This is a genomic window from Paenarthrobacter sp. NCHU4564 (assembly GCF_052156435.1).
GTDB lineage: Bacteria > Actinomycetota > Actinomycetes > Actinomycetales > Micrococcaceae > Arthrobacter.
Map to the genome: position 1 here is coordinate 21,364 of NZ_JBQLIS010000001.1, position 23,293 is coordinate 44,656.

General features: G+C 64.2%; 20 protein-coding genes. 5 read left to right on the plus strand and 15 right to left on the minus strand.

Annotated features, from left to right (window positions below):
* Nucleotides 1-21: 21 nt before the first annotated feature.
* The 11 genes from ACSVIE_RS00095 to ACSVIE_RS00145 all read right to left on the minus strand — a co-directional run bounded on the left by ACSVIE_RS00095 (nt 22) and on the right by ACSVIE_RS00145 (nt 11,457).
* Entirely contained in the window at nt 22-417 is a 396-nt protein-coding gene (locus ACSVIE_RS00095) for an FKBP-type peptidyl-prolyl cis-trans isomerase (protein ID WP_426002709.1), read from the minus strand.
* A gap of 61 nt (nt 418-478) precedes the next feature.
* Complete coding sequence (locus tag ACSVIE_RS00100) at nt 479-1,405, minus strand: FKBP-type peptidyl-prolyl cis-trans isomerase (protein ID WP_426002707.1); 927 nt, start codon at nt 1,403-1,405, stop codon at nt 479-481.
* Between the two features lie 111 nt (nt 1,406-1,516).
* A complete protein-coding gene (gene pafA, locus ACSVIE_RS00105) occupies nt 1,517-2,881 on the minus strand; it encodes a Pup--protein ligase (RefSeq protein ID WP_426002706.1) in 1,365 nt (454 codons plus the stop codon).
* A gap of 1 nt (nt 2,882) precedes the next feature.
* Nucleotides 2,883-3,590, minus strand: a complete 708-nt coding sequence (gene prcA / locus ACSVIE_RS00110) for a proteasome subunit alpha (protein ID WP_426002705.1) — start codon at nt 3,588-3,590, stop codon at nt 2,883-2,885.
* A 1-nt stretch (nt 3,591) separates the two neighbouring features.
* Nucleotides 3,592-4,401 carry a proteasome subunit beta gene (gene prcB, locus ACSVIE_RS00115; protein ID WP_426002704.1) on the minus strand — a complete coding sequence of 270 codons (810 nt, stop codon included), beginning with the start codon at nt 4,399-4,401 and terminating at the stop codon, nt 3,592-3,594.
* 76 nt (nt 4,402-4,477) lie between these two features.
* The gene (locus ACSVIE_RS00120) at nt 4,478-4,678 is read right to left on the minus strand and encodes a ubiquitin-like protein Pup (protein ID WP_426002702.1); all 201 of its coding nucleotides are present in this window, start codon (nt 4,676-4,678) and stop codon (nt 4,478-4,480) included.
* Nucleotides 4,679-4,787: 109 nt separating this feature from the next.
* On the minus strand, nt 4,788-6,413 hold the full coding sequence (gene dop / locus ACSVIE_RS00125; RefSeq protein WP_442422893.1) for a depupylase/deamidase Dop: 1,626 nt from the start codon (nt 6,411-6,413) through the stop codon (nt 4,788-4,790).
* A 50-nt stretch (nt 6,414-6,463) separates the two neighbouring features.
* On the minus strand, nt 6,464-8,269 hold the full coding sequence (gene arc, locus ACSVIE_RS00130) for a proteasome ATPase (RefSeq protein ID WP_426002701.1): 1,806 nt from the start codon (nt 8,267-8,269) through the stop codon (nt 6,464-6,466).
* Nucleotides 8,270-8,366: 97 nt separating this feature from the next.
* Nucleotides 8,367-9,431, minus strand: coding sequence for a tRNA (adenine-N1)-methyltransferase (locus ACSVIE_RS00135; protein ID WP_442422655.1), 1,065 nt, complete (start codon nt 9,429-9,431; stop codon nt 8,367-8,369).
* 115 nt (nt 9,432-9,546) lie between these two features.
* Entirely contained in the window at nt 9,547-10,710 is a 1,164-nt protein-coding gene (locus ACSVIE_RS00140) for a site-2 protease family protein (RefSeq protein ID WP_442422656.1), read from the minus strand.
* On the minus strand, nt 10,711-11,457 hold the full coding sequence (locus ACSVIE_RS00145; protein WP_442422657.1) for an HAD family hydrolase: 747 nt from the start codon (nt 11,455-11,457) through the stop codon (nt 10,711-10,713).
* 121 nt (nt 11,458-11,578) lie between these two features.
* Here ACSVIE_RS00145 and ACSVIE_RS00150 point away from each other — a divergent pair, with 121 nt between their 5' ends.
* Nucleotides 11,579-12,484 carry a PAC2 family protein gene (locus ACSVIE_RS00150; RefSeq protein WP_426002695.1) on the plus strand — a complete coding sequence of 302 codons (906 nt, stop codon included), beginning with the start codon at nt 11,579-11,581 and terminating at the stop codon, nt 12,482-12,484.
* Between the two features lie 91 nt (nt 12,485-12,575).
* Here ACSVIE_RS00150 and mshC read toward each other — a convergent pair whose 3' ends face one another.
* Together mshC and ACSVIE_RS00160 are read right to left on the minus strand one after the other, a co-directional pair.
* Nucleotides 12,576-13,853, minus strand: a complete 1,278-nt coding sequence (gene mshC / locus ACSVIE_RS00155; RefSeq protein WP_426002693.1) for a cysteine--1-D-myo-inosityl 2-amino-2-deoxy-alpha-D-glucopyranoside ligase — start codon at nt 13,851-13,853, stop codon at nt 12,576-12,578.
* Nucleotides 13,854-13,868: 15 nt separating this feature from the next.
* Entirely contained in the window at nt 13,869-14,702 is an 834-nt protein-coding gene (locus ACSVIE_RS00160; RefSeq protein ID WP_426002692.1) for an undecaprenyl-diphosphate phosphatase, read from the minus strand.
* Between the two features lie 51 nt (nt 14,703-14,753).
* Between ACSVIE_RS00160 and ACSVIE_RS00165 the strand changes: the two genes are divergently transcribed.
* Complete coding sequence (locus ACSVIE_RS00165; protein WP_426002691.1) at nt 14,754-15,683, plus strand: aldo/keto reductase; 930 nt, start codon at nt 14,754-14,756, stop codon at nt 15,681-15,683.
* 10 nt (nt 15,684-15,693) lie between these two features.
* Here ACSVIE_RS00165 and rfbA read toward each other — a convergent pair whose 3' ends face one another.
* On the minus strand, nt 15,694-16,560 hold the full coding sequence (gene rfbA, locus ACSVIE_RS00170; RefSeq protein ID WP_426002689.1) for a glucose-1-phosphate thymidylyltransferase RfbA: 867 nt from the start codon (nt 16,558-16,560) through the stop codon (nt 15,694-15,696).
* 55 nt (nt 16,561-16,615) lie between these two features.
* On the opposite strand from rfbA, the gene rfbB reads away from it, so the two are divergent.
* The 3 genes from rfbB (at nt 16,616) to ACSVIE_RS00185 (ending at nt 21,936) form a co-directional block, all read left to right on the plus strand.
* Nucleotides 16,616-17,614, plus strand: a complete 999-nt coding sequence (gene rfbB, locus ACSVIE_RS00175; RefSeq protein WP_426002687.1) for a dTDP-glucose 4,6-dehydratase — start codon at nt 16,616-16,618, stop codon at nt 17,612-17,614.
* Nucleotides 17,615-17,619: 5 nt separating this feature from the next.
* The gene (locus tag ACSVIE_RS00180) at nt 17,620-19,041 is read left to right on the plus strand and encodes a sugar nucleotide-binding protein (protein WP_426002686.1); all 1,422 of its coding nucleotides are present in this window, start codon (nt 17,620-17,622) and stop codon (nt 19,039-19,041) included.
* Nucleotides 19,042-19,212: 171 nt separating this feature from the next.
* Nucleotides 19,213-21,936 (plus strand): WecB/TagA/CpsF family glycosyltransferase, encoded by a 2,724-nt coding sequence (locus ACSVIE_RS00185; RefSeq protein ID WP_442422658.1) that lies wholly within the window; start codon nt 19,213-19,215, stop codon nt 21,934-21,936.
* Here the strand turns inward: ACSVIE_RS00185 and ACSVIE_RS00190 are convergent, their stop codons facing one another.
* On the minus strand, nt 21,937-23,277 hold the full coding sequence (locus ACSVIE_RS00190; protein WP_442422659.1) for a hypothetical protein: 1,341 nt from the start codon (nt 23,275-23,277) through the stop codon (nt 21,937-21,939).
* Between the last annotated feature and the right edge of the window lie 16 nt (nt 23,278-23,293).

Consider the following 23,293-nt stretch of genomic DNA (forward strand, 5'->3'; position numbering starts at 1 on the left):
CGCGCTTTGCGTTGCCAGTCTTTAGCGGACCGCCACGAGGTCGACGACGAAGATCAAAGCCTCGTTCGGCTTGATGGCTCCACCGGCGCCGCGGGATCCGTAAGCGAGCTCCGAGGGAATCTCAAGGCGGCGACGGCCGCCGACCTTCATGCCCAGGAGGCCCTGGTCCCAGCCCTGGATGACCTGGCCGACGCCGACGCGGAAGTCCAGCGGTGCCCCGCGGCCCCACGACGCGTCGAATTCTTCACCGGTGGACCAGGCCACGCCCACATAGTGGGTGGAAACAGTGTCGCCGGCCTTGGCCTCCTGGCCAGTGCCCTCGATGAGATCGACGATCCGCAGTTCTGTGGGGACGTCGCCTTCCGGGAAGTCGATCTCCGGCTTGGTGCGATCGTAATCACGCTGGCCAAATGACATGGTTGCTCCTTTAGTGGGGTGCTGATGGTGCCAGGAACCAGCTTAGCCAGTCCCCGGGAGGCTACTTGACGCCGAGGATGTCAACGACGAAGACGAGGTCGCCCTTCGCTTCGCCCTGGCCGGCCTCACCGTAAGCGAGGTCCTGCGGAATGACCAGGAGGACGCGCGAACCGACAGTCTTGCCTGCCAGGCCCTGGGTCCAGCCCTTGATGACGCCGGTCAGCGGGAAGCTGGTGGGCTCGTTGCGGTCAAAGCTTGAGTCGAACTTGGTTCCACCCTTGAGCGTGACGCCAACATAGTTGACCGTCAGCGTGTCCGATTCCTTCACGACAGCACCGTTGCCCTTGATCAGGTCCTGGGAAACCAGTTCGGTGGGAGCGGCAACGCCCTCCACGGAGATCTCCGGTACGCCCTGGTCATTTTCCTTGACGGTGGGCAATCCGGCCGGCGGCGTCACCGTTTCACCCTCGGGCTTCTCAAGGACAGGCGCAGGGTCCTTGGCCGCAATCAGCTTGAAAACCACCAGCTGGGTTGAACCTGTCCCGGAACCGGTGGCCGAACCCGGGGCAGCGAAAGCGACGTGCGAGCCAACCTTGGCGCCGACGATTGCGTTGTAGATGAGTTCGTTCCCTGATTTGAGCTGATCGTTCAGCTCCAGCGGCTGGGGGCCGTTCTGGTAAGCGTCCTCGACGGTCTTGCCGTCGTTGCCGTCCACGGCAACATAGGCCAGTTCCGCGACCTGTCCGGCCTTGACGCGGTCACCGTCGCCCTCGCTGACAACCTTGATGGTCGGTTCGGAAACAGTCAGCGGCTTGCTGAATTCGAGTCCGGGGGCTTTGTCGTTTCCGTTGTCGGATACCTTCACGGAGTCGAGCTTGGAGATGTCGCCCGAGGACTGGCTGGTGGGCTCTGCGGACGGGGTGCTCCCTCCCCCGCATGCCGTGATGAGCAGCAGGAGGGGGAAAAGAAGTGCTAGGAGTCGGCGCACAAAAAGACTCTTTCGTCGGGGCAATGGACACTCGGAAAGGCGCTCTGCGCATCCAAGGAAGCGGCCTCGCGAAAGCGGGCCACTATCCAGAATAGCCCGTGAAGCTGGGAGTCAGCTCATAGAGTCAAGGAGCGCATCCACCCTGTCATCCACACTGCGGAAGGGATCCTTGCACAGGATGGTCTGGTGCGCACGGTCATTCAGCTTCAGATGGACCCAGTCCACGGTGTAGTCGCGGCCCAGTTCCTGTGCCCGCCTCACAAAGTCACCGCGGAGCTTGGCCCGGGTGGACTGCGGCGGCGCATCAACGGCGTCTTTGACGTCCGTTTCGGTCACCAGCCGCTTTGCGGCACCACGGGACTGCAGCAGGTAGAACAAGCCGCGTTGCCGCGAGATGTCGTGGTAGGTGAGGTCAAGCTGGGCAATGCGCGGCGAATCAAGCCCAAGGTCATGCTTGCGCATGTAACCATCCATCAGCTTCTTCTTGATGGCCCAGTCGACTTCCGTGTCGATGCTGCTGGAGTCGCCGCTTTCGATGGCATCCAGGGTACGGGACCAGAGATCAAGGATCAGGGGTACATGGGGGTTGTGCGCACCGTTGGCCGCAACGAACTCCGTCACCTTGGCCAGGTACTCCCGTTGGATATCCAAGGCGGACAACTGGCGGCCGTTGGCCAGGCGGACCAAGGCACGGCCCGTGAGGTCGTGCGAAATTTCCCGGATGCTTCGGATGGGATTCTCCATGCGCATGTCACGCATGATCACCCCCGCCTCGATCATGCGCAGGATCAGGTCCACAGTGCCGACTTTGAGCAGGGCCGTGGTCTCCGACATGTTGGAGTCGCCCACAATGACATGCAAGCGCCGGTAGAACTCGGCGTCGGCATGTGGTTCGTCGCGGGTGTTGATGATGGGCCGTGAACGGGTGGTGGCCGAGGAGACACCTTCCCAGATGTGGTCTGCGCGCTGGGAGAAAGCGAAGGTAGCCCCGTGGGGTGTCTTGAGGACTTTTCCGGCCCCGGCAATGAGTTGCCGTGTGACCAGGAACGGAATGAGGATCTCGGCCAGACGTGAGAACTCCCCGCGCCGCGGGATCAGGTAGTTTTCATGGCTGCCGTAGGAATTGCCGGCCGAGTCGGTGTTGTTCTTGAACAGGTAGACGGTGCCGTTGAAGCCTTCTGCGGCCAAGCGGGTCTGGGCCTCGTCAACGAGGTCGTCCAGGATCAGTTCGCCGGCCCTGTCGTGGGCTATGAGCTGTGCGAGGTCGTCGCATTCGGCGGTTGCGTATTCGGGGTGGGAGCCCACGTCCAAGTACAAGCGCGATCCGTTGGTCAGGAATACGTTCGATGATCGCCCCCAGCTGACCACTTTGCGGAACAGGTAGCGGGCTACTTCTTCGGGCGCCAGGGGGCGGGAATCGGGGCTTGAGTAGGAGATCCCGAATTCCGTCTCTATGCCGAATATGCGCTTGTCCATCTCAAGCCTCCTCTGAGAGCAGCTGTTCAACGTCCGCCGGGAGCAGGCGCCGGAAGGCCCGCCGCGAGCCGCGGTGGCTTTCGGATGCCCTGTCCAGGACCGCGGCTTCCACTGCGGTGGGCGGCAGCGAGTCGGCTTCCTTATCCACCGCGAGGGCCCGCAGGGCCAGGCGCAACGCCCCCGGGAAGGTCAGGCCGGCATCCCAGGCGTCCTTGACGACGTCGGAGATCTGGTCTGCAAGTCCGCCCATCACCACGAAGCCGTTTTCATCCGCGATGGAACCATCGAAGGTCAGCCGGTAAAGGTGGTCACGTTCCTGGGTGGGTGCGACTTCGACCACAGCCAGTTCGACTTCGAAGGGCTTCTGCTCCGCCGTGAAAACGGCACCGAGGCTTTGGGCGTAGACGCTGGCCAGGCCCCGGGCTGTGACGTCTTCACGGTCGTAGGAGTACCCTCGGACGTCGGCGTACCGGACGCCGGCCTGCCGGAGGCTCTCGAATTCGTTGTACTTGCCTACGGCGGCAAAACCGATTTTGTCGTAGATTTCACCGATTTTATGCAGGGAGGGTGAAGGGTTTTCGGCAATCAGGGCGATGCCGTCAGCACAACTGATCACAATGACCGAGCGTCCGCGGGCAATACCTTTCCGTGCGAAGTCCGCACGGTCCTTCATCAACTGTTCGGGTGAAACATAGAACTGCTGCGTCATGCTAGGCCTCCCGTCCCGCGATGGCGCGCGACTCAACAATCGCGCCCGCTATCGCACCCAGTTCGCGTTCCGACACCCTGCGGTTGCCGGCACGGTTGACCGTATAGACCACCGGCCACAATTGACGCACGGGATCCGGTCCACCGGTGGCCGAGTCATCGTCCGCAGCGTCGTAGAGAGCCTCGACGGCCACGGCAACCGCTTCTTCCTCGGACAAATTGGGCCGCCACAACTTTTTGAGGGCGCCGCGGGCAAAGACCGAACCCGAGCCAACAGAGTGGTGCTCCTGCTCTTCGTAGCGGCCGCCGGTGACATCGTAGGAGAAGACCCGTCCCGTGGCTGATACGTGGTCGAAGCCGGCGAAAAGCGGAATGACCGCAAGGCCCTGCATGGCCATCGGGAGGTTGCCGCGGACCATTGCACCGAGGCGGTTCGCCTTACCAACCAGGCTGAGCAGCGTCCCCTCGATTTTCTCGTAGTGCTCCAGTTCAACCTGGAAGAGCCGCGTGATGTCGATCGCAAGGCCCGCGGTGCCCGCAATGCCCAGCACGGAGTACTGGTCGGCAGGGAAAACCTTCTCGATATGGCGGCTTGCAATGACGTTGCCCATGGTTGCCCGCCGGTCCCCCGCCATCAGCACGCCACCGGCGTACGTCAGCGAGACGATGGTGGTGGCGTGGGGAGACGGAGGAACGTTTCCGGCCGGCAATGTTTGGTTGAATGGCAGAAGTTCGGGACGCGAACGTTGAAGATGCTCCGTGAAAGAAGACGTTGCCTGGGTGGCCAGGGGGCCGGTTGATGGGTCCTGCATTGCTGCACTCCTTCGATTCTGCGTTCCGATGCCCCCGGCCTCGCGCCGGCGGGCAGTACCTCCTGCGGGCGTCCGCTTACTGGCCGCCCTTTTGGACAAAGGCCCTGACGAATTCCTCGGCGTTGGATTCCAGGACGCCGTCGATCTCGTCGAGGAGATCGTCCACACCCTGGGTCGCTTCGGAAGCCTGGGCCTCCGGTGCCGCCGGCGGGGCCTCGGGGACGTCTACTTCCTCTGTCTCGCGGGACTGCGGTTGCTGTTGCTCCTGACCTGCCATTTCCTTCTCCCTACTGTCAGCCCCCGTCAGTGGGGACTTCCTACTGCCATATTGCCACGCAATACGGCGGTCCGTACGGCTTTACGGACCTCACGCTCCGTGTGCCGTACTACTGCCTGTCCTTGGTCGGTGACGGCTCCCGGCCGAGCAGCTCCGCCAGGAAGTTTCCGGCCTCCCGGTGTCTCTCGAAGAGCGCGCCGGTGAGGGCTTCGGTGCCGCGCAAAGGTTCCCTCGTGGGCACCCGCTGCAGCTTTCCCAAGCCGGGAACATCGAAAATCACCGAGTCCCAGCTGGCACCGACCACGTCCTTGCCGAACGTCGAGACGCACCGGCCCCGGAAGTACGCCCGCGTGTCCGACGGCGGTTGGGTCACCGCGGCGGCGATGTCGCCGTCGTCCACCAGCCGGGTCATCCGGTCACGCGCCAGCAGCCTGTAGTAGAGCCCCTTTTCGGGGCGGATATCGGACCACTGCAGGTCGACCAGGCCAAGTCGGGCGTCATTCCATTCGAGGGAGTCCCGGTTGCGGTATCCCTCCAGGATCGCTTTCTTGGCCACCCATTCAACAGAGGCCGCCGCGGAGGCCGGATCGCTTCCGAGGGCTGAGAGGGTGGACTCCCAGCGTTCAAGGACCCCGTGGGTGTGCCCGTCTCCTGTCACTGCGTCCGCGACGCCGGTCTCCTGGGCGAGTTTTGCCGCGGCCTCGAAGTACATCCACTGGATGTCCAGCGCAGTGACCCTCCGGCCGTCGAGCAAGCGCACGGTGGTGGTCAGTGAGGTGTCATGGCTGATGGACTGCAGGGCCTGCACCGGCTCATGGACCTCGATCCGCGGTGCCTGGCCGGCTTCGATGAGGCTGAGGACCATGGCCGTGGTACCGAACTTGAGGTAGTTGGATACCTGGCTCAGGTTGGCGTCACCGATGATCACGTGAAGTCGCCGGTAGCGGTCAGCCGTTGCATGCGGCTCGTCACGGGTGTTGATGATGGGGCGGCGGATGGTGGTTTCCAGGCCGACTTCGGCCTCGAAGAAATCAGCCCTCTGGCTGATCTGGTATCCAGGCGTCGAGCTGTCCTGCCCTATCCCCACGCGTCCTGCGCCGCACATTACTTGGCGGGAAACGAAGAACGGAGTCAGCCCCTTGATGATGTCCCCGAACGGAACCGAGCGGGGCATCAAGTAGTTTTCGTGCGATCCGTAGGAGACCGATTTGTTGTCCGTGTTGTTCTTGTAGAGGTTGATCGGAGGGAGGCTGGTATCGGCAGCCACTTTCCGGACCGTGGCCAATGCCACCTGGTCTCCTGCAGCGTCCCACTTCACGGCGTCGCGTGGATTGGTGACCTCCGGGCTGGAGTACTCGGGGTGGGCGTGGTCCACGTACAGGCGGGCACCGTTGCCAAGGACCATGTTCATGAGCAGGGAACCGGATTCGTCCGCGCCGTCGAGTTCCAACTCCTGTCGGCCGTAGGCCAAGGCGACGGCCTCGGCGTCGAGCACCGGCGGTTGGTCGGTGAGCTGGCTGGGATCGGCGCTGGCCCTGTCCACTGTCCACCCGCGGGCGTCGTGGAGGGGTTCCTCGTCGGTGTAATCCCACCGGGTCTCGGCGCCACCGGCGGCCCGCTGCCGCGTCACCGTGGCGTAGGCCTGGATGATCCTGGCCGACATCATGGTGGCATTGGCCCCGGGTGCCGACGGAGCGTGGATGCCGTATTCGGTCTCCGAGCCCATGACGCGCATGGCGCCACCCGCGGGCAACTTTTCGGTGGGAACTCCCTGTGCTCCGGCTGTCACAGGTACTGGCCTGTGTTGGCAGTGGTTTCGATGGACTTGCCGGGTTCCTGGCCCGCCTTGCCCTGGACGATGGTGCGGATGTACGTGATGCGCTCGCCCTTCTTGCCCGAAATCCGGGCCCAATCGTCCGGATTGGTGGTGTTGGGCATGTCCTCGTGTTCGCGGAACTCATCGACCACGGCCTTGAGCAGGTGGTCGATCCGAAGACCCTTTTGGTGGTTGGTCAAGAGGTCCTTGATGGCGTATTTCTTGGCCCGGTCCACCACGTTCTGCACCACTGCGCCGGAGTTGAAGTCCTTGAAGTACAGCATTTCAGTGTCACCGTTGGCGTAGGTGACTTCGAGGTACTCGTTGGACTTCTCCGTGGAGTACATGGCCTCCACGGTGCGTTGGATCATGGCGTCAACGGTTGCCTGGACGTCGCCGCCGTACTCGGCGAGGTCCTGGGCGTGGAAGGGCAGGTCCGTGGTGATGTACTTGCCAAAGATGTCCGCTGCGGCCTCGGCGTCCGGGCGCTGGATTTTGACCTTGACGTCCAGGCGGCCGGGACGCAGGATCGCCGGGTCGATCATGTCCTCGCGGTTGGAAGCGCCGATGACGATGACGTTGTCCAGGCGTTCCACGCCGTCGATCTCACTGAGCAGCTGCGGAACGATCGTGGTTTCCACGTCCGAGGACACGCCGGTGCCGCGGGTGCGGAACAGCGAATCCATCTCGTCGAAGAACACCACCACCGGGCTGCCGTCCGATGCCTTTTCGCGGGCACGCGAGAAGATCAACCGGATGTGCCGTTCGGTTTCGCCGACGTACTTGTCCAGCAGCTCAGGGCCCTTGATGTTGAGGAAGTAGCTCTTGAGGTCGGTATTGCCGGCACGCTCGGCGGCACGGGCAGCCAGGGAGTTCGCCACAGCCTTGGCAATGAGGGTCTTGCCGCAGCCCGGAGGGCCGTACAGGAGGATGCCCTTGGGTGCCTTCAGGCCGTGCTCGCGGTAGAGGTCCGGGTGCAGGAAGGGCAGTTCCACGGCATCGCGGATCTGTTCGATCTGGGGGCCGAGTCCGCCGATGTCCTGGTAGGTGATGTCCGGAACTTCCTCCAGGACCAGGTTTTCCACCTCGGCCCGGGGAACCTTTTCCAGGGCGTAGCCGGTCCGTGAGTCCAGGGACAGGGCATCCCCAACCTTCAAGTGCACGTTCTGCAGGGCCCCGGAGAGCCGGACCACCCGCTCTTCATCAGCCCGGCCCACCACCAGGGCGCGGTCCTTGCCCAGCAATTCCTTGAGCGTCACCAGCTCGCCGGCCCGTTCGTAGCCCAAACCGGCCACGACAAGAAGGGCCTCGTTGAGGAGGACTTCCTGGCCTACGGCCAACTGGTTGACGTTGACCAGGGGGCTGATGCCAACCCGCATCTTCCGGCCGGCATTAAAGATGTCCACGGATTCTTCCGTGGCCGCCTGCCCCGAGTTGCCCGGCGCAGGTTGCCGCCGCGGATTGATCTGCAGCACCGTTCCAAAGCTGTACGGCGGCTGGCCCTCCTGCTCCAGGGCTCCCTTGAGACGCAGGATCTCAGCCTTCGCTGTTTCCAGCATGGAAACGAGCTTGCTGTTGTTCTGGGTGGCGGCAGCAAGCTGGCGGTCGATGTGGCGGAGCTTGTCCCTGAGGATATTGATTTGCCGTTCGGCAACAGTCAGTTCGCTCGAAGGGTCCGGCGGCTGGATGCCAAGCCTGCGGTTCGCTGCCTCTCCCGCTGCAGCGTTTGGTTCCTCCGGCGTCGGCCGTCCAATGTCGTTGTTCGACGTATCCACGATTCATCAGCCCCTTCCTGCGCTTAACAAGACCTTAGTCCCGAAAAGCTCAGGGTGCTTGGTGACATCCGGAATGCGGACCCGATTGTGATCTTTGTCAGTTTGTGACTGACGGGCCATCCTGGACATTGGTCCCGGCGATGGCGTCGCGGGCAGCCCGCCGCAGTTTCTTGTCGGAGACGGCGCGCTCCCCTACTGCTCCAGGGGTCCAGGCGTTGAGATCTTCTTCGCTGAATTCTGTCTTGGAGGGGCGTCGTTTGGTGGAGATACCGGTGACTCCTTCTGCCAGCCGCCGGGTGACCAGCAGGAATCCCGTGTGTGCCACCATGCGGTGGTCGGGGCGTACAGCCAGGCCTTCCAGGTGCCAACCGCGCACCATGGACTCCCAGGCGTCGGGCTCGGTGAAGCGGCCGTCGGCGCGGATGGCTTCGGCCGTTCGGGAAAGCTGTGTCACGGTGGCGACATAGTTGATCCAGACGCCGCCCGCTGCCAGCACGGTTGCAACCGCATCAAGGCATTCCCAAGGCGCCAGCATGTCCAGGACCACGCGGTCAACGGAGCCGGGCTCCTCGGCCTTGACCACTTCTTCCTGGAAGTCGCCCAGCGAGATCTGCCAGGCCGGATGGGGGCCGCCGAAGATGGTCTCAACGTTTCCGCGGGCAATGTCCGCGAATTCTTCGCGTCGTTCGAAGGAATGGAGGTATCCGCCGTCGCCGACCGCCCTCAGGAGGGAAATCGACAAGGCGCCGGATCCCACGCCGGCTTCCACGACGCGGGCGCCCGGGAAGATGTCGGCCATGGTGACGATCTGCCCGGCGTCCTTCGGGTAAACCACCGCGGCACCGCGGGGCATGGAAAGAACGAAGTCCGACAGCAGCGGCCGGAGTGTCTGGTACTGCTGTCCGATGTTGTTGCTGACCACCGAGCCGTCCACCTTGCCGATGATCTCGTCGTGGTTCAGGAAGCCGCGGTGGGTGTGGAAGGCGCCCCCGACTTCCAGCGTGATGGTGTTCATGCGCCCGCGCTCGTCAGTGAGCTGGACGCGTTCACCAACCCGGAAGGGTCCGCGCCGGCGTGCCGCGCCGGTAGGTTGGACGGCGGCTCCGGCAGCTGGCTGGCCGGTGGTTGCGCCGGCTTCGGGGGCGGCGGTTTCGCTGCTCATCTGGTGTTCCTCGCTCCTGTGCGGCGGATGGACCGCCCTTGTGTTGCTGCGTGCTGGCGCCGAAAATCGGTGGTTTTGTTTTAGGGGCCGGCAGGTAACTCTACCGGCAACAGCGTCAGGCCCGCCCGGTACCCCGGACTTCCTTGCCTGTAATGGCTGTCACGACGGCCTGTTGGCGGAGCAGGCCAGTGACGGTTCCATTGTGGTCAACGACTGCGTATTCGCCACCTTCGAGCCGCGCCAGGTACTGGATCAGCTCCTGGCCCTTGGACCATTCCGGAACATAGGCACCGGCAGCCAAAGCGTGCGCCACCGCGGTGACCGGCGTCGTGGAGACTGCCTGCGGCGGCACAGCGGCAGCGGCAGCGGGGTTGACAACACCCTGCGGCCTGCCGTCAGGTCCACAAATAACGACGGCGGGACTCCCCGCCGGGGACATCGCCAGGACGTCTGCCACAGTGGCTGAGTTCGGAACGCCGACCGCGGGGTCGGCCAGGGCCGCCGCGCTGACAAGGTAGAGGCGGCTGCGCAGGCGGCCATGGTGGATGGACGCCGACGCCCCCATCCACAGGAAACCGCAGACGAGGACGGTGATCAGCATGAGGCTGATGTCCAGGGGTGCGCCGCTGATGAGCGGCAGGCCGATGAACCAGATGACCAGCGCGGCAACGATCGCGCGCCCTGACCAGCCCGCAGCGATGGTTCCTTTGTCCTGGCTGCCGGTGACCTTCCAGACAGCCGACTCGACCAGGCGCCCGCCGTCCAGGGGAAGCCCTGGCAGCACGTTGAAAATACCGATCAGGAGGTTGGCCCACATCAGGATGTTCGCCAGGATGTCGGCCACACCGGTGAGGGCACCGGTGGACAGCACGAGCCACATGCCGCCTGCCAGCACAAAGTTGGACACGGGACCGGCCATGGCAACGATCACTGAACGGCCGGGAGAAGCGGTAAAGCTCTCAAACTGGGTGTGGCCGCCCCACAAGTTCAGGACGATCTTCTCCGTGGGCCAGTTGAAGGCCTTGGCACTGAGTGCGTGGGCGAGTTCGTGCACCAGCACGGACAGGGCCAGCAGCAAGGCATAGCCAAGGGCCACAAAGTATGCCCCGGCGCCGAGTTCCGGCATCCTGACCAGGAGTGCAGGTCCGTAGACGATGACCGTGAATCCGGCAATCACGAACCACGAGTACGCAAGATACACAGGGATTCCCGCGATTTTTCCGAGGGGTATTCCGTCCTTCTTGCTGGCCGCGTGGTGTGGCGCGGAGGGACTGCTCACTTAGTTGGCCCTTTCCAGCAGGCCTGCGTCCGGCGTCTCCGTTGCCGCCTGGGCGGATGCCGCGCGACCATGGACGAGTTGTGCGACATCGTCGGTCGCCTTGCCGGCCAGAGTGTCCCACAGGATCATGTCCGGGAGTTCAGGAAGGGGGACCTGGTGCGGTATGCCTACAGTGACGACGCCGGAGGCCAGTGCCGCAGTGGCACCGGGAATGGAGTCCTCCAAGGCGACGCAGTGGTTGATGGTGAGGGCAGGATCGTCGAGCTGCAGACGGTCGACAGCCGTGAGGTAGGCCTCCGGGTGGGGCTTGCCGTTAGTCACGGTGTCACCAGTGACCAGGAATTCGAAGTATGGCTTGGGGAGGCTTTCGACCACCACTCCGGCCAAAGGCCCCTCGGACATCGTGACCAGGGCACAGCGGATGCCGGATTCGTGGAGGTCGTTCAGCAGTTCCCGGGCGCCTGGACGCCACGGGACCTCACGCCGGACCTGTTGGATGACTTCGGCGCTGAGGTGGTCCACGATGTCCCGGGCCTCCATCCGGACGCCCGCAGCCTGCAGGATGGCGGCCGAATGCATCAATGACTGCCCTACCAGCTGCATGGCCTGCTGGTGTGACCATGTTCCGCCGTGCGCTTCAACGAGTGCGCGTTCAGCGGCAATCCAGTAAGGCTCGGTGTCCACCAAGGTGCCATCCATGTCCCAGAGCACGGCTTTGAGGTGGGGCTGACCGGGAGATGAATGCATGGCTTCAAGTCTACGTGGAATGCGGCGGTGGCCACGCCGGGGTTGCGCTGTGGGCGATACAGGACACGCTTCGGTGTGAAATGCCATGCATCCGCATCGGACTTGGACGTAGGGTGAGTGGATGAACAGTGTCGACGGGACCCCCGAAGGACAGGACATCACAGCGGAGCCCGAGCGTTTCCTCAAGGAACCTGCGGACGGCGAACGCGTCACCGTCATGATCGCCGCTTTTGAAGGATGGAATGACGCCGGTGAAGCTGCCAGCGATGCCCTGCATTACGTGAACAAGCTCTGGGACGGCAAGAAGGTCGCCACAGTGGACGCCGAGGAATACTACGACTTCCAGTTCACCCGGCCTACGGTGCGGCGGACCTCCTCCGGCGCGCGGAAAGTGAAGTGGCCCTCTACGCGGATCTACAAGGCAGCCGTACCGGAGAGCAACGTGGACGTCGTGATCGTGCTCGGCACCGAACCTTCCTACCGCTGGCGCGCCTACACCACGGAACTGCTGGTTCATGCTGAAGCCCTCAAGGTGGACTCCGTGATCCTGGTGGGCGCCCTGCTGGCCGATGTGCCCCACAGCCGGCCCATTCCCGTCAGCACCACCACAGAGGACAACTCCCTGCGGGAACGCTTGAATCTGGAGGCTTCACAGTACGAGGGCCCCGTGGGGATCGTGGGAGTGCTGGCCGAATTCGCCATGCTCGCCGGGCTGCCCACCGTTTCCCTGTGGGCAGCGGTGCCCCACTACGTTGCCCAGCCGCCCTCCCCCAAGGCCCAGCTCGCCATCCTCCACAGGATCGAAGACCTCCTGCAGGTCCCCTTGGACAGCCGTGCGCTGGCAGAAGAATCCGAGGCCTGGGAACGCGGTGTGGATGAACTGGCCACGGAAGACCCGGAAATTGCCGCCTACGTCAGGCAACTCGAGGAAGCAAAGGACACGGCGGACCTCCCCGAGGCCTCGGGAGAATCGATTGCCAGGGAGTTTGAGCGCTACCTCAAGCGGCGCGGCAAGGACCGGCCCTGATCGTGAAATGGACCCGGCCAACCAAGCGGAAGGGCCCCGGCAGCGACCACGTCTCTGCCGGGGCCCTTCCCTGTTCCCGGGAACAGCGGGACTAAAGTTCGACGCCGAGGAGGGCGTTAACCGCGTCCGCCACCAGTTCGGAATCTGACGGGGAGTGCGGCGCCGCGTTGCGAAGTGCTGCTTCTGCCCAGGAATCGACGGCGGTCAGCGCACCCGGCGCGTCGAGGTCATTGGCCAGCTCCTTCCGCATGGCCTCGACCAAAGGTGCTGCCGATCCGGCCGGAGCTTGCGCCAAAGCACGCCGCCAGGTTGCCAGACGGTCCTTGGCGGCCTCGAATTCTTGGGCGGTCCAGGACCAGTCTGAGCGGTAGTGGTGGGCCAGGATGGCCAACCGGATGGCGGCGGGTTCTTCTCCGGCAGCGCGAAGATTGGAGACGAGCACCAGGTTGCCTTTGGATTTGCTCATCTTCTCGCCATCCAGGCCCACCATCCCCGCGTGTGAGTAGTGGTGCGCCAAGGGGACGCCGGACAGTGAGTAGGCGTGTCCCGCGCCCATTTCGTGGTGCGGGAAGATCAGGTCCGATCCGCCGCCCTGGACCGTGAACGGCGCAGGGAGGTACTTCTGCGCGATGACCGTACACTCGATGTGCCACCCGGGCCGACCGTCGCCCAGCGATGCCCCGGGCCAGCTGGGCTCCCCCTCGCGTGCAACCCGCCAAAGCAGGGGATCGAGCGCCTGGCGCTTGCCGGGCCTGGCCGGGTCGCCGCCACGCTCGGCGAACAAGGCAAGCATTTCGGCTTCGTTGAGGCCTGAGACAGCGCCGAGGGACCAGGCGTCCGTAGCGTCTGAGCGCTTCCCGGCCGTCTCGACGTCGTAATACACATCCCCGTCCGGTTCGCCGTCGGTGCCGTTCACGCGGTAGGCGACACCGTCGGCGATGAGCCGTTCGATGGCGGGCACGATGTCCGGGATGGCTTCCACGGCGCCGATGTAGTGGTCCGGGGAAACGACGTTGAGGGCGTCCATGTCAGTGTGGAACAGTTCGATCTGGCTTTGGGCCAGTTCACGCCAGTCCACGTTGGTGGCGTTGGCCCGTTCGAGCAGGGGATCGTCGATGTCGGTGACGTTCTGGACGTACGACACCCGCGCCCCGGCGTCACGCCATACCCGGTTCAGGAGATCGAAGGCGACATAACTGGCCGCATGCCCCATGTGGGTGGCGTCGTACGGCGTAATACCGCACACGTACATGGACTGTTCCGGCCCGGGTTCAAGAGCCACCACACGGCCCAGGGACGTGTCGAAGAGGCGAAGGTCGGACAAGCTGCCGGGCAGCTCAGGAACAGGGCGGGAGGTCCACGATTTCACGAGTCAACCTTAGTGCTAGGCGCTGATCACACCGAAACCGAGCAGGACATACAGGGCCAGGCCCAGCAGGATCCGGTACCAGACGAAGAGCCTGTAGCTGCGGGTGGAGACGAACTTGAGGAACCAACCAATGATGATATAGCCCACCACGAATGCAATAACCGTGGCCAGGGCGGTCTCGCCCAAGCCGTAAGGGCCGGCTATTCCTTCGTTGGAAACCGTTTTATACAACTGGTAGAGGCCGCTGCCGAAAACAGCAGGGATGGCCAGGAGGAATGAATAACGCGCTGCCGCTTCACGGGTGTAACCCATCAGGAGGCCGGCGGTGATGGTGCCGCCGGACCGGGAGACTCCGGGGATCAGGGCCATGGCCTGGGCGAAACCGTAAAGGATGCCGTGCTTGTAGCTGAGCTGGGTGAGGTCCCGCTCCTGTCGGCCCACTGCGTCTGCGACGGCCAGGATCATGCCGAAGACGATCAGCATGGTGGCCACAATCCACATGCTCCGGAGAACCGACTCGATCTGGTCCTGGAAGAGCAGCCCGAGGACGATGATCGGCAGGCTGCCGAGGATCACCAGCCATCCCATCCTCGCGTCGGGATTGTTCCGTTCAACCTTGCCGGTCAGCGATCCGAACCAGGCTCCGATGATCCGGACGATGTCACGCCAGAAGTACACGATGACGGCGGTCTCCGTGCCCAGCTGGGTGATGGCCGTGAAGGCGGCGCCCGGGTCGGCTGCATTCGGAAGGAACGAACCAACAATCCGCAGGTGCGCGCTTGAGGAGATCGGGAGGAATTCGGTGAGGCCCTGCACAAGGCCCAGGAGGGCTGCTTCTATCCAGTTCACGTGAATAGACCCTACGTCATGAAGTCCTGCAACTGCCCGTAAGCTAGCAGCATGCAGCAGCGTTATGTCGGCAACAGCGGCTTCCGTGTGTCCTCGCTTTCCCTGGGGACCATGTCCTGGGCACAAGAAACGGATGAACAGGATGCCGCGGCGTTGCTTCACGACTTCGTGGATGCCGGCGGCACGGTGATCGACACCGCTGCTTCCTACGCCCAGGGCCAGGCCGAAGCCATGCTGGGTTCCATGTTGGGCGACGTGGTGGCCCGTTCGGAAGTGGTCATTTCCACCAAAGCCGGAGTGTCGTCGTCGGATGGCCGGCGCAGCGTCGATGCCTCCCGCGGTGCCATGCTGGCGGCGCTGGACGCCAGCCTCGCCCGGTTGCGTACCGATTACCTCGACATCTGGTTTGTCCACGACTGGGACGGCAACGTTCCCTTGGACGAGACACTGTCAGCTTTGGAACTCGCCCAGCGCAGCGGCCGGGCACGCTATGTGGGAATCTCCAACTACAACGGCTGGCAGACGGCGAAAGCGGCCGCAGTGGCCGGATTCACGCTGGTGGCCAACCAGTCCGAGTACTCCCTGGTCCAGCGAAAGGCCGAAGAGGAACTGATTCCCGCGGTGGAAGATGCGGGACTGGGGCTGATGGCTTGGGCTCCCCTGGGGCGTGGCGTGCTTAGCGGCAAGTACCGGGGCCAGGTGCCCACTGATTCGCGCGCGGCGCAGGGCAGGCTTGCCGGCTATGTCGAGCAGTATCTTGAACCGCGTGCGTCACGGGTGGTTGAAGCCGTGACCATGGCCGCGCGGGGGCTGGGCCGCTCGCCACTGGATGTTTCCCTGAGCTGGCTGCTGTCCAGGCCGGGAGTAGCCACCGCAGTGGTGGGAGCAAGGACACCGGTCCAGCTGAAGGAATTGCTGGATGCCCAGCTGACTGCGCTGCCCGCCGAGATTTCCCGTGCCCTGGAGGACGTTTCGGGGTGATGACGGACGGTCACTGCCTCTCGAGGATATCCATGAGGTAGCTGCCGTACCCGCTCTTGGCCAGCTTGCCTGCCTGCCTGCGAAGCTCGTCGTCGCTCAGGTAGCCCATGCGCCACGCGACTTCCTCCGGGGCTCCGATCTTCAGGCCCTGCCTGTTTTCTGTGGTGCGGACATAGTTGGAGGCATCATTCAGGTCGGCGAAAGTACCGGTATCCAACCAGGCGGTGCCCCTGGGGAACTTCTGCACATGGAGTTTGCCCAGTTCCAAGTACTGCCGGTTGATATCAGTGATTTCAAGCTCGCCGCGGGCTGAAGGCTTCAGATCCTTCGCCATGGCTACTACGTCGTTGTCGTAAAAATAGAGGCCAGGCACGGCGTAGTTGCTCCTGGGAGCGGACGGTTTTTCCTCGATCGAGATGGCGAGGCCGTGGTCGTCGAATTCCACCACACCGTACGCTGCGGGATCCTTGACCCAGTAACCGAAGATGGCGCCGCCGTCCACGTCGCTGTATTTCCTCAGCTGGGCTCCCATGCCGGGGCCGTTGAAAATATTGTCGCCGAGGATGAGGGCAACTTTTCCGCCGCCGATGTGCTCTTCGCCCAGGATGAAGGCCTGGGCCAGGCCGTCAGGGGTGGGTTGCTCGGCGTAGGTGAGGCTAATGCCGAATTGGGAACCGTCGCCCAAAAGGCCATGGAACTGCACTGCGTCTTTTGGCGTGGTGATCACCAGAATGTCCCGGATCCCGGCCAGCATCAAAGTGCACAGCGGGTAATAGATCATGGGCTTATCGAAAACAGGCACCAGTTGTTTGCTGATTCCCAGCGTAATTGGATGGAGCCGTGACCCGGTTCCGCCGGCCAAAATAATTCCTCGCATACTTTGCTGTCCCCTCCCCTGCCGGTGTGCCCGTATGGGCGGCTACGCTATCGCCATGCAGAGAATCCTTGTCACCGGCGGGGCCGGATTCATCGGATGCAACTTTGTCCACTACATCATGGAGCACAGCAGCCTCCATGTCACTGTTCTGGACAAACTGACCTACGCCGGAAACCTTGCGTCACTGGACGGGCTTCCGGACAGCAGGTTCGACTTTGTCAAGGGCGATATCTGCGATGCAGGGTTGGTTGATACATTGACGGCCTCCGTAAATGCCGTGGTGCATTTCGCCGCTGAATCGCATAATGACAATTCCCTGCAGGATCCCCGGCCATTCGTGGACACCAATCTGGTGGGCACCTACACCCTGATCGAAGCCGCAAGGAAGCACGGAACCCGGTTCCACCACGTCTCAACGGACGAGGTGTACGGCGACCTTGCCCTGGACGATCCGGAACGCTTCACAGAGGAATCCGTTTTCCGGCCGACAAGTCCCTATTCGGCAACCAAAGCGGGGTCCGACCTGCTTGTACGGGCATGGGTCCGCTCCTTCGGACTCCGGGCCACCATCAGCAACTGCTCCAACAACTACGGGCCATTCCAGCACGTGGAAAAGTTCATTCCCCGGCAGGTCACCAACGTCCTGGACGGTATCCGCCCACGCCTCTACGGCGAGGGGCGCAATGTCCGGGACTGGATCCATGTGGAAGACCATTCCTCCGCCGTGGCCGCGATCCTGGAGCGGGGACGGCTCGGAGAGACCTATTTGATCGGGGCCGACGGTGAACTGTCCAACCGTGCCGTGGTGGAGAAGCTCCTGCTGGTCATGGGCCAGCCGCCCGGCGCGTTCGACCTCGTGACGGACCGCCCGGGGCACGACCTGCGGTATGCGATCGACTCCGCCAAGCTGCGCCGCGAACTGGGCTGGACCCCCCGGTTCGGGAATTTCGACGACGGCCTGGCAGCCACCGTCCGCTGGTACACGGACAACGAAGCGTGGTGGCGGCCGCAAAAGGCTGAAACGGAACTCAAATACGCCGGACAGGGACACTGACGCCGATGGCTTCCGCGCAGGGAATGACGGCCAGGACCACTCCCATCCCCGGCCTGCTGCTCTTTGACCTGCCCGTCCATGGCGATGCCCGGGGGTGGTTCAAGGAGAACTGGCACCGCGGCAGGATGCTCGCGTTGGGGCTGCCGGACTTCGGGCCGGTACAAAACAACATCTCCTTCAATGCCCGCCGGGGCACCACGCGCGGGATTCACGCCGAACCGTGGGACAAGTTCATTTCGCTGGCGTCAGGAAAGATCTTCGGCGCCTGGGTGGACCTGCGGGAAGGGCCGACCTTCGGGACTGTCTTCCATGCAGGGATGACTGAGGGACAAGCAGTGTTTGTGCCGCGCGGAGTCGGGAACGCGTTCCAGACCCTGGAAGACAACACCGCGTACACCTACCTGGTCAACGACCATTGGAGTGCCGGTGCGCAGTCCGGATACACCTTCCTCAATGTGGCCGATGAGGACACTGCTGTCCCGTGGCCTGTTCCGCTGGACCAGGCCATCCTGTCCGAGCAGGACAAGCAGCACCCCCGTCTCCGGTCGGTGGTTCCCATGAAGCCGCGGAGGATCCTGGTGCTGGGTGCCAACGGCCAGCTGGGCAGGGCGCTGAGGCAGGCCTTCGATGATGCCGCCCACGTCGACTTTGTCGGAAAGGACGGCTTCGACATCACACATGAAGCCGCGTACAGCACCTTGGAGTGGAAGAAGTATTCGACCATCATCAACGCCGCAGCCTTCACGGGCGTGGATGCGGCGGAAACCACGCAGGGGCGTTCGGCTGCCTGGAGCGTCAACTCCGGTGCGGTCTCCCGCTTGGCGCGGACCGCCGTCGAGCATTCCCTCACGCTGGTCCATGTATCCAGCGACTACGTCTTCGACGGAACTGCTCCGGTCCATACGGAGGACGAACCTGTGAGTCCCCTGGGCGTGTATGGCCAGAGCAAGGCCGCCGGCGATGCCGCCGCGGCGGTGGCGGCCCGGCATTACATCGTGCGGTGCAGCTGGGTGGTGGGAGACGGCCGGAACTTTGTCCGCACCATGGCGGGCCTCGCTGCCAAAGGGGCGGCTCCCACGGTGGTGGATGACCAGGTGGGGAGGCTGACCTTCGCGCAGGACATCGCAGAGGCCATTCGCCATCTCCTGGACTCGCAGGCGCCCTTTGGTACCTACAACCTCAGCAGCGATGGCGAACCGCAGTCCTGGGCAGACATTGCCAGGGAGGTCTACCGTCTGTGTGGAGCCGATCCCGGCCAGGTGACTCCCGTCAGCACCAAAGAGTATTTCAAGCCGGGGACAGCTCCGCGTCCGCCCAGCAGCGTTCTGGACCTCGGGAAAATCCGGAGCGCCGGATTCGAACCGCCCCAAGCGTCCAAGCGCCTGGCCGCGTACCTCGAGGATCCGAACCTCTGGCGCGGTCCCTGAAACAGGCCTACAGTTGGCCGTACGGCAGCCGTTGGCGCGGCCGGGAGACAACTCAAGAAACACAGGGCGGCAGGTGCTGCCCGCGGCGATCCGGGCAGTGCAGCAGCCCCGGGTCGTCGCGCAATGTTGTGCCATGAGTCAAGACCCGGACCTGAGCCTGGAGAGCCGAGAATGCTGCAGCCCAAGACACCCTTCGGCAGGAACGCCACCGCCGCGCGCGATGCACTCCACGCCGCCACCGTCCTGCACCGCGGTACCCGCGCCGGCACCCGGCCCGGCAGGGGCGCGGGCGGACCGGGAAGCCCGCAGCCGGGCATGCTCGAACTCGGCGGCGTGCCGGTGCGGCTCATGGACTTTGATGATGCCGTTTCCGGCATCATTGCGCGCGCAGAATGCAGTACCGGACGTCCACTGGGTGTCTGCTCGGCCAACCTGGACCACATCCTGCACTTTGGCGCCGGGGGCCGGTGGGCGGGCGTCCTCGGGCAGGCCTCCTCCGTGGAGTGGTTGACCCTCATGGACGGGGCTCCGTTGGTCTCGGCGGCCCGCCGCATGACCTCGACATCCTGGCCAAGGCTTGCGGGAAGTGACCTGATTGGTCCCTTGCTGGACGAGGCTGGGCGTCGAGGGTTGAGGGTGGGGTTCCTGGGCGGATCGGACGAAGCGCAGGCGATGATCAAACGGAAGCTTGCCGCGGAACGCCCGGATGTGGCCGTTGCCGGTTGGTGGGCACCGTCGCGGGAAGTGCTGGGCAATCGGGAAGAGTCCCGGGCGTTGGCTGCCCGGATCAAGGAAACAGCCCCACACATCCTGGTGGTTGGCCTCGGAAAACCTCGGCAGGAGTTGTGGATCGACGAGTACGGTCCACAAACCGGAGCCAGGGTGTTGCTGGCCTTTGGAGCCGTGGTGGACTTCCTGGCCGGAAGGGTACGCCGGGCACCGGCCTGGATCAGTTCCCATGGACTTGAGTGGGGCTGGCGGTTGATGCTTGAACCCCGCAGGCTCGCCCGCCGGTATCTGGTGGACGGCCCCGAGGCCTACTTCAGGCTGCAGCGGACAAGTGGCCCTTGGCTGCCGGCGGCAGAACCGGCACCATCACGGCCGACGCCGGTGCAGGCCGCCGGCCACACGGCCGGATCGTTCGTTCCCGCGGAGGTGGCTGCCGACGTCGCGGTTCTTGCCGTGACCTACAACAATGCCGATGACGTGGATGCGCTGATCGCGGGCCTCCGGCAGCAAACAGCCGCCCAGTCACTGAAGGTCGTGGTGGCGGACAATTCACCCACCGGTGAAACCCTGCAGGCTCTTGCCCGCCACCCGGATGTTGTTGCGGTAGCCACCGGGGGCAACCTCGGATACGCCGGCGGAATCAACGCCGCCATGAGGCAAGCCGGAGAGGCCGGGGCATATCTGGTGCTGAACCCGGACCTGCGGGTTGAACCAGGTGCGGTCGCAGCCATGCGCCACAGGATGGAGGCAACGGGAGCCGGGATGGTGGTGCCCGTCCTCCTGGACGATGACGGCAGCGTGTATCCGTCCCTTCGGCGCGAACCCGGCGTCCTGCGGGCGCTGGGAGACGCGGCACTGGGCAGCCGCCTGCCGCGCCGGCCGGGCTGGCTGGCAGAGATGGATTTTGAGCCGGAGAGCTACCGGCACGCCCACAGGGTGGACTGGGCCACCGGCGCGGCGATGCTGATCCATGCCGACGTAGCCCGCGCGGTGGGCTGGTGGGATGAGCGCTTCTTCCTCTACTCGGAGGAGACGGACTACTGCCGGCGGGTCAGGGCGGCCGGTGCCTCGATCTGGTTTGAGCCGGAGGCGCGGATGTGGCACGAGCGGGGAGGCTCGGGGACCTCCCCGCAGTTGACGGCGCTGATGTCCGTCAACCGCGTGCGCTACGCGGAGAAGTACTTCGGCCCGGGCCGCCTGGCGGCATTCCGCGTGGCAGCTGTCCTGGCCGAGGTCCTGCGATCAGGTAAGCCGGGACATCGGGAAGCTTTGGAAGCACTGCTCAGCTCCCGGCGGCGGGAAGCTCTGCCCGGGGCGACCCTGCAGCACGGCAGCGCCGCTGCTCCCCCGTCCGGGACCATTGTCATTCCGGCGCATAACGAGGCGGCGGTGATCGGGCGCACGCTCACCGCGCTCGCGGACGTGATCGGCTGGGGAACGGTGGAGGTCATCGTGGCCTGCAACGGTTGTACGGACGGGACAGAGGAGATCGCATCCGCCTTTGACGGTGTGCGGGTGCTCCACGTTGCGGAAGCGTCGAAGACCGCTGCCTTGAATGCTGCCGACCAGGTGGCCAAGGCCTGGCCCCGCCTCTATCTGGATGCGGATATCGAGGTAAGCGCCGAGGCTGTGGGGCAAGTTCTGAGGCGCTTGGCTGAAGGCACGTCGCTGGCTGCACGGCCAGCCTTCGTCTACGACACGCAGGGGGCGTCGCCACTGGTGCGGAGCTATTACCGGGCGCGCATGCGGATCCCGTCCAACTCGCAGGCACTGTGGGGTGCCGGCGTCTTCGGGTTGAGCCGCAAAGGCCACGCTCGCCTGGGCTCGTTTCCGGCGGTCACCGGGGATGACTACTACGTCGACCGGCTGTTCGGGCAGCACGAAAAGGCCGTCCTGGAGACGGAGCCCGTGGTGGTGAGGACGCCGCGTTCAGCCTCTGCCCTGCTCGGTATCCTGGGGCGGAACTACAGGGGAAATGCACAGCAGGATACGGCCGGCGGAACCACGGCGCGCGGCACCGTGCGGCAGTTGCTGTCGTCCGTCCGGGGTCCGCTGACTGCCGTTGACGCCGCCGTGTACGTGGCCTTCGCCGGTGCGGGCCGCCGTCGTGCGGTGTTGTCACGCAGGACAGCTTCCGGATGGGAGCGGGACAACAGCAGCCGGTGATCAGAAACCGCAGGTACCTCCCCCTTCGATGCGGTAGAGGTGCACAGCGTTGCCATCCGCGAAGCTGTCGGTGAACGTGCCGTCATTGATGGCCAGTGTGCGGTTTTCATCGATGACGACGGCGGAGCTGCCGCCGCACTTGAGCGTGAACGTGGCGGGACCGCCGGCCTTCTGGTTGGCTCCGGCGAGGATGTAGATCGTGCCATCGTGGAGCTTGGTGGCATGGTCCACCGGGCCACTGATGCTGACGGCGCCGTCCAGGAAGGGGGCGTTGAGGACGGGGGCAAGATTCCTGATCTGTTGGTTGACTGCGGTGAGGGCGGGCACGATGTCCTTTCCGCAGTCCCTGATCACGTGTTGGGTCACGCAGTCGCCACCAAAATTGTGGTTGAAATAGATGATGCCCCTGGCTCCATGAATGAGGCTGCTCCACACCGCTCCCCTGAGCTCAGGACCGGTGATGGTGGCGGTGTTGGGAACATCACCTGAGGGATGGCCGTTTTCGACGAAAGCCCACACGGGGATCCTCGCTGCGGGGTCCTGGAGGTTTCGCAGCCTGTCGACGGTCCAGCCATAATTGGCCGCCAGCCGGCATTCCTCCTGTGTGAGGTCACGGGCGTATCCCACGATCGCGCCACCTTCCCCGCGACCGCAGATATTGGGATCCGTAAACCAATAGTTGTCAGCTGAGACGAGGTCCTGCACGCCACGGAGGAACCCTCGTGCTTCTTTGTCCGACTCCCAGAAAGTAACGCCTTTGCCGTAGTTGGAGTAGAGCAACACACCTTGGGGCGCAACGGCCCGCCTCTCCTTCTGGATCGTGTATCCGCACGGCGATCCTGCCGGGACGCAGGGTTCTCCTTCACCGGGGTACCTTCCTGACCACTGTGCGGCACCAGGCCCGGCCCACATGTCCACTTCGTCACTCAGGGCGAAGCCCGCGGCGGCCGTGTGCGGGAAAGCCGGGATCGCGAACATGCCGGAGTCCCTGACCAGCTGGACATCGGAGTTTGCCGTCAGTTCCACATAGGTGTTCAAACCAGCAGCCGAGTCCATGGCAACGTTGCCCTTGTCCAGGACGCTTTCCAGCCACACTCCGATGGGAAAAAAGGCGGGGTCGGCGGGCAGGCTGCCCTTGAACCGCGCGTAGTAGTCCGGGCCGCCATCCACCTCACGCAGAGTGATGGCGGTGGTCCCCGCGGACGTCGCGTCTGCGGCCTTTCCGGTTGCGGAGGGAGTGGCATCCCTGGAACCCGGCCCGGATGCCACGGCAGCAACAATGCCCACCGCGGCGACTGCGAGCGCACTTCCGGCCCACAGGCCCATGGTCTTGCCCCTCAAGGTTTCCTCCCGGTTT

What these genes read in the sequence shown, in the direction of transcription:
- prcA (WP_426002705.1), bottom strand. Translation starts at nt 3,590, where the DNA reads ATGACGCAGCAGTTCTATGTTTCACCCGAACAGTTGATGAAGGACCGT.
- ACSVIE_RS00120 (WP_426002702.1), bottom strand. Translation starts at nt 4,678, where the DNA reads ATGGCAGGTCAGGAGCAACAGCAACCGCAGTCCCGCGAGACAGAGGAA.
- dop (WP_442422893.1), bottom strand. Translation starts at nt 6,413, where the DNA reads ATGCGCGTCATGGGCTCGGAGACCGAATACGGCATCCACGCTCCGTCG.
- prcB (WP_426002704.1), bottom strand. Translation starts at nt 4,401, where the DNA reads ATGCAGGACCCATCAACCGGCCCCCTGGCCACCCAGGCAACGTCTTCT.
- ACSVIE_RS00165 (WP_426002691.1), top strand. Translation starts at nt 14,754, where the DNA reads ATGCAGCAGCGTTATGTCGGCAACAGCGGCTTCCGTGTGTCCTCGCTT.
- ACSVIE_RS00135 (WP_442422655.1), bottom strand. Translation starts at nt 9,431, where the DNA reads ATGAGCAGCGAAACCGCCGCCCCCGAAGCCGGCGCAACCACCGGCCAG.
- ACSVIE_RS00145 (WP_442422657.1), bottom strand. Translation starts at nt 11,457, where the DNA reads ATGCATTCATCTCCCGGTCAGCCCCACCTCAAAGCCGTGCTCTGGGAC.
- ACSVIE_RS00185 (WP_442422658.1), top strand. Translation starts at nt 19,213, where the DNA reads ATGCTGCAGCCCAAGACACCCTTCGGCAGGAACGCCACCGCCGCGCGC.
- rfbA (WP_426002689.1), bottom strand. Translation starts at nt 16,560, where the DNA reads ATGCGAGGAATTATTTTGGCCGGCGGAACCGGGTCACGGCTCCATCCA.
- pafA (WP_426002706.1), bottom strand. Translation starts at nt 2,881, where the DNA reads ATGGACAAGCGCATATTCGGCATAGAGACGGAATTCGGGATCTCCTAC.
- ACSVIE_RS00150 (WP_426002695.1), top strand. Translation starts at nt 11,579, where the DNA reads ATGAACAGTGTCGACGGGACCCCCGAAGGACAGGACATCACAGCGGAG.
- ACSVIE_RS00095 (WP_426002709.1), bottom strand. Translation starts at nt 417, where the DNA reads ATGTCATTTGGCCAGCGTGATTACGATCGCACCAAGCCGGAGATCGAC.
- rfbB (WP_426002687.1), top strand. Translation starts at nt 16,616, where the DNA reads ATGCAGAGAATCCTTGTCACCGGCGGGGCCGGATTCATCGGATGCAAC.
- ACSVIE_RS00180 (WP_426002686.1), top strand. Translation starts at nt 17,620, where the DNA reads ATGGCTTCCGCGCAGGGAATGACGGCCAGGACCACTCCCATCCCCGGC.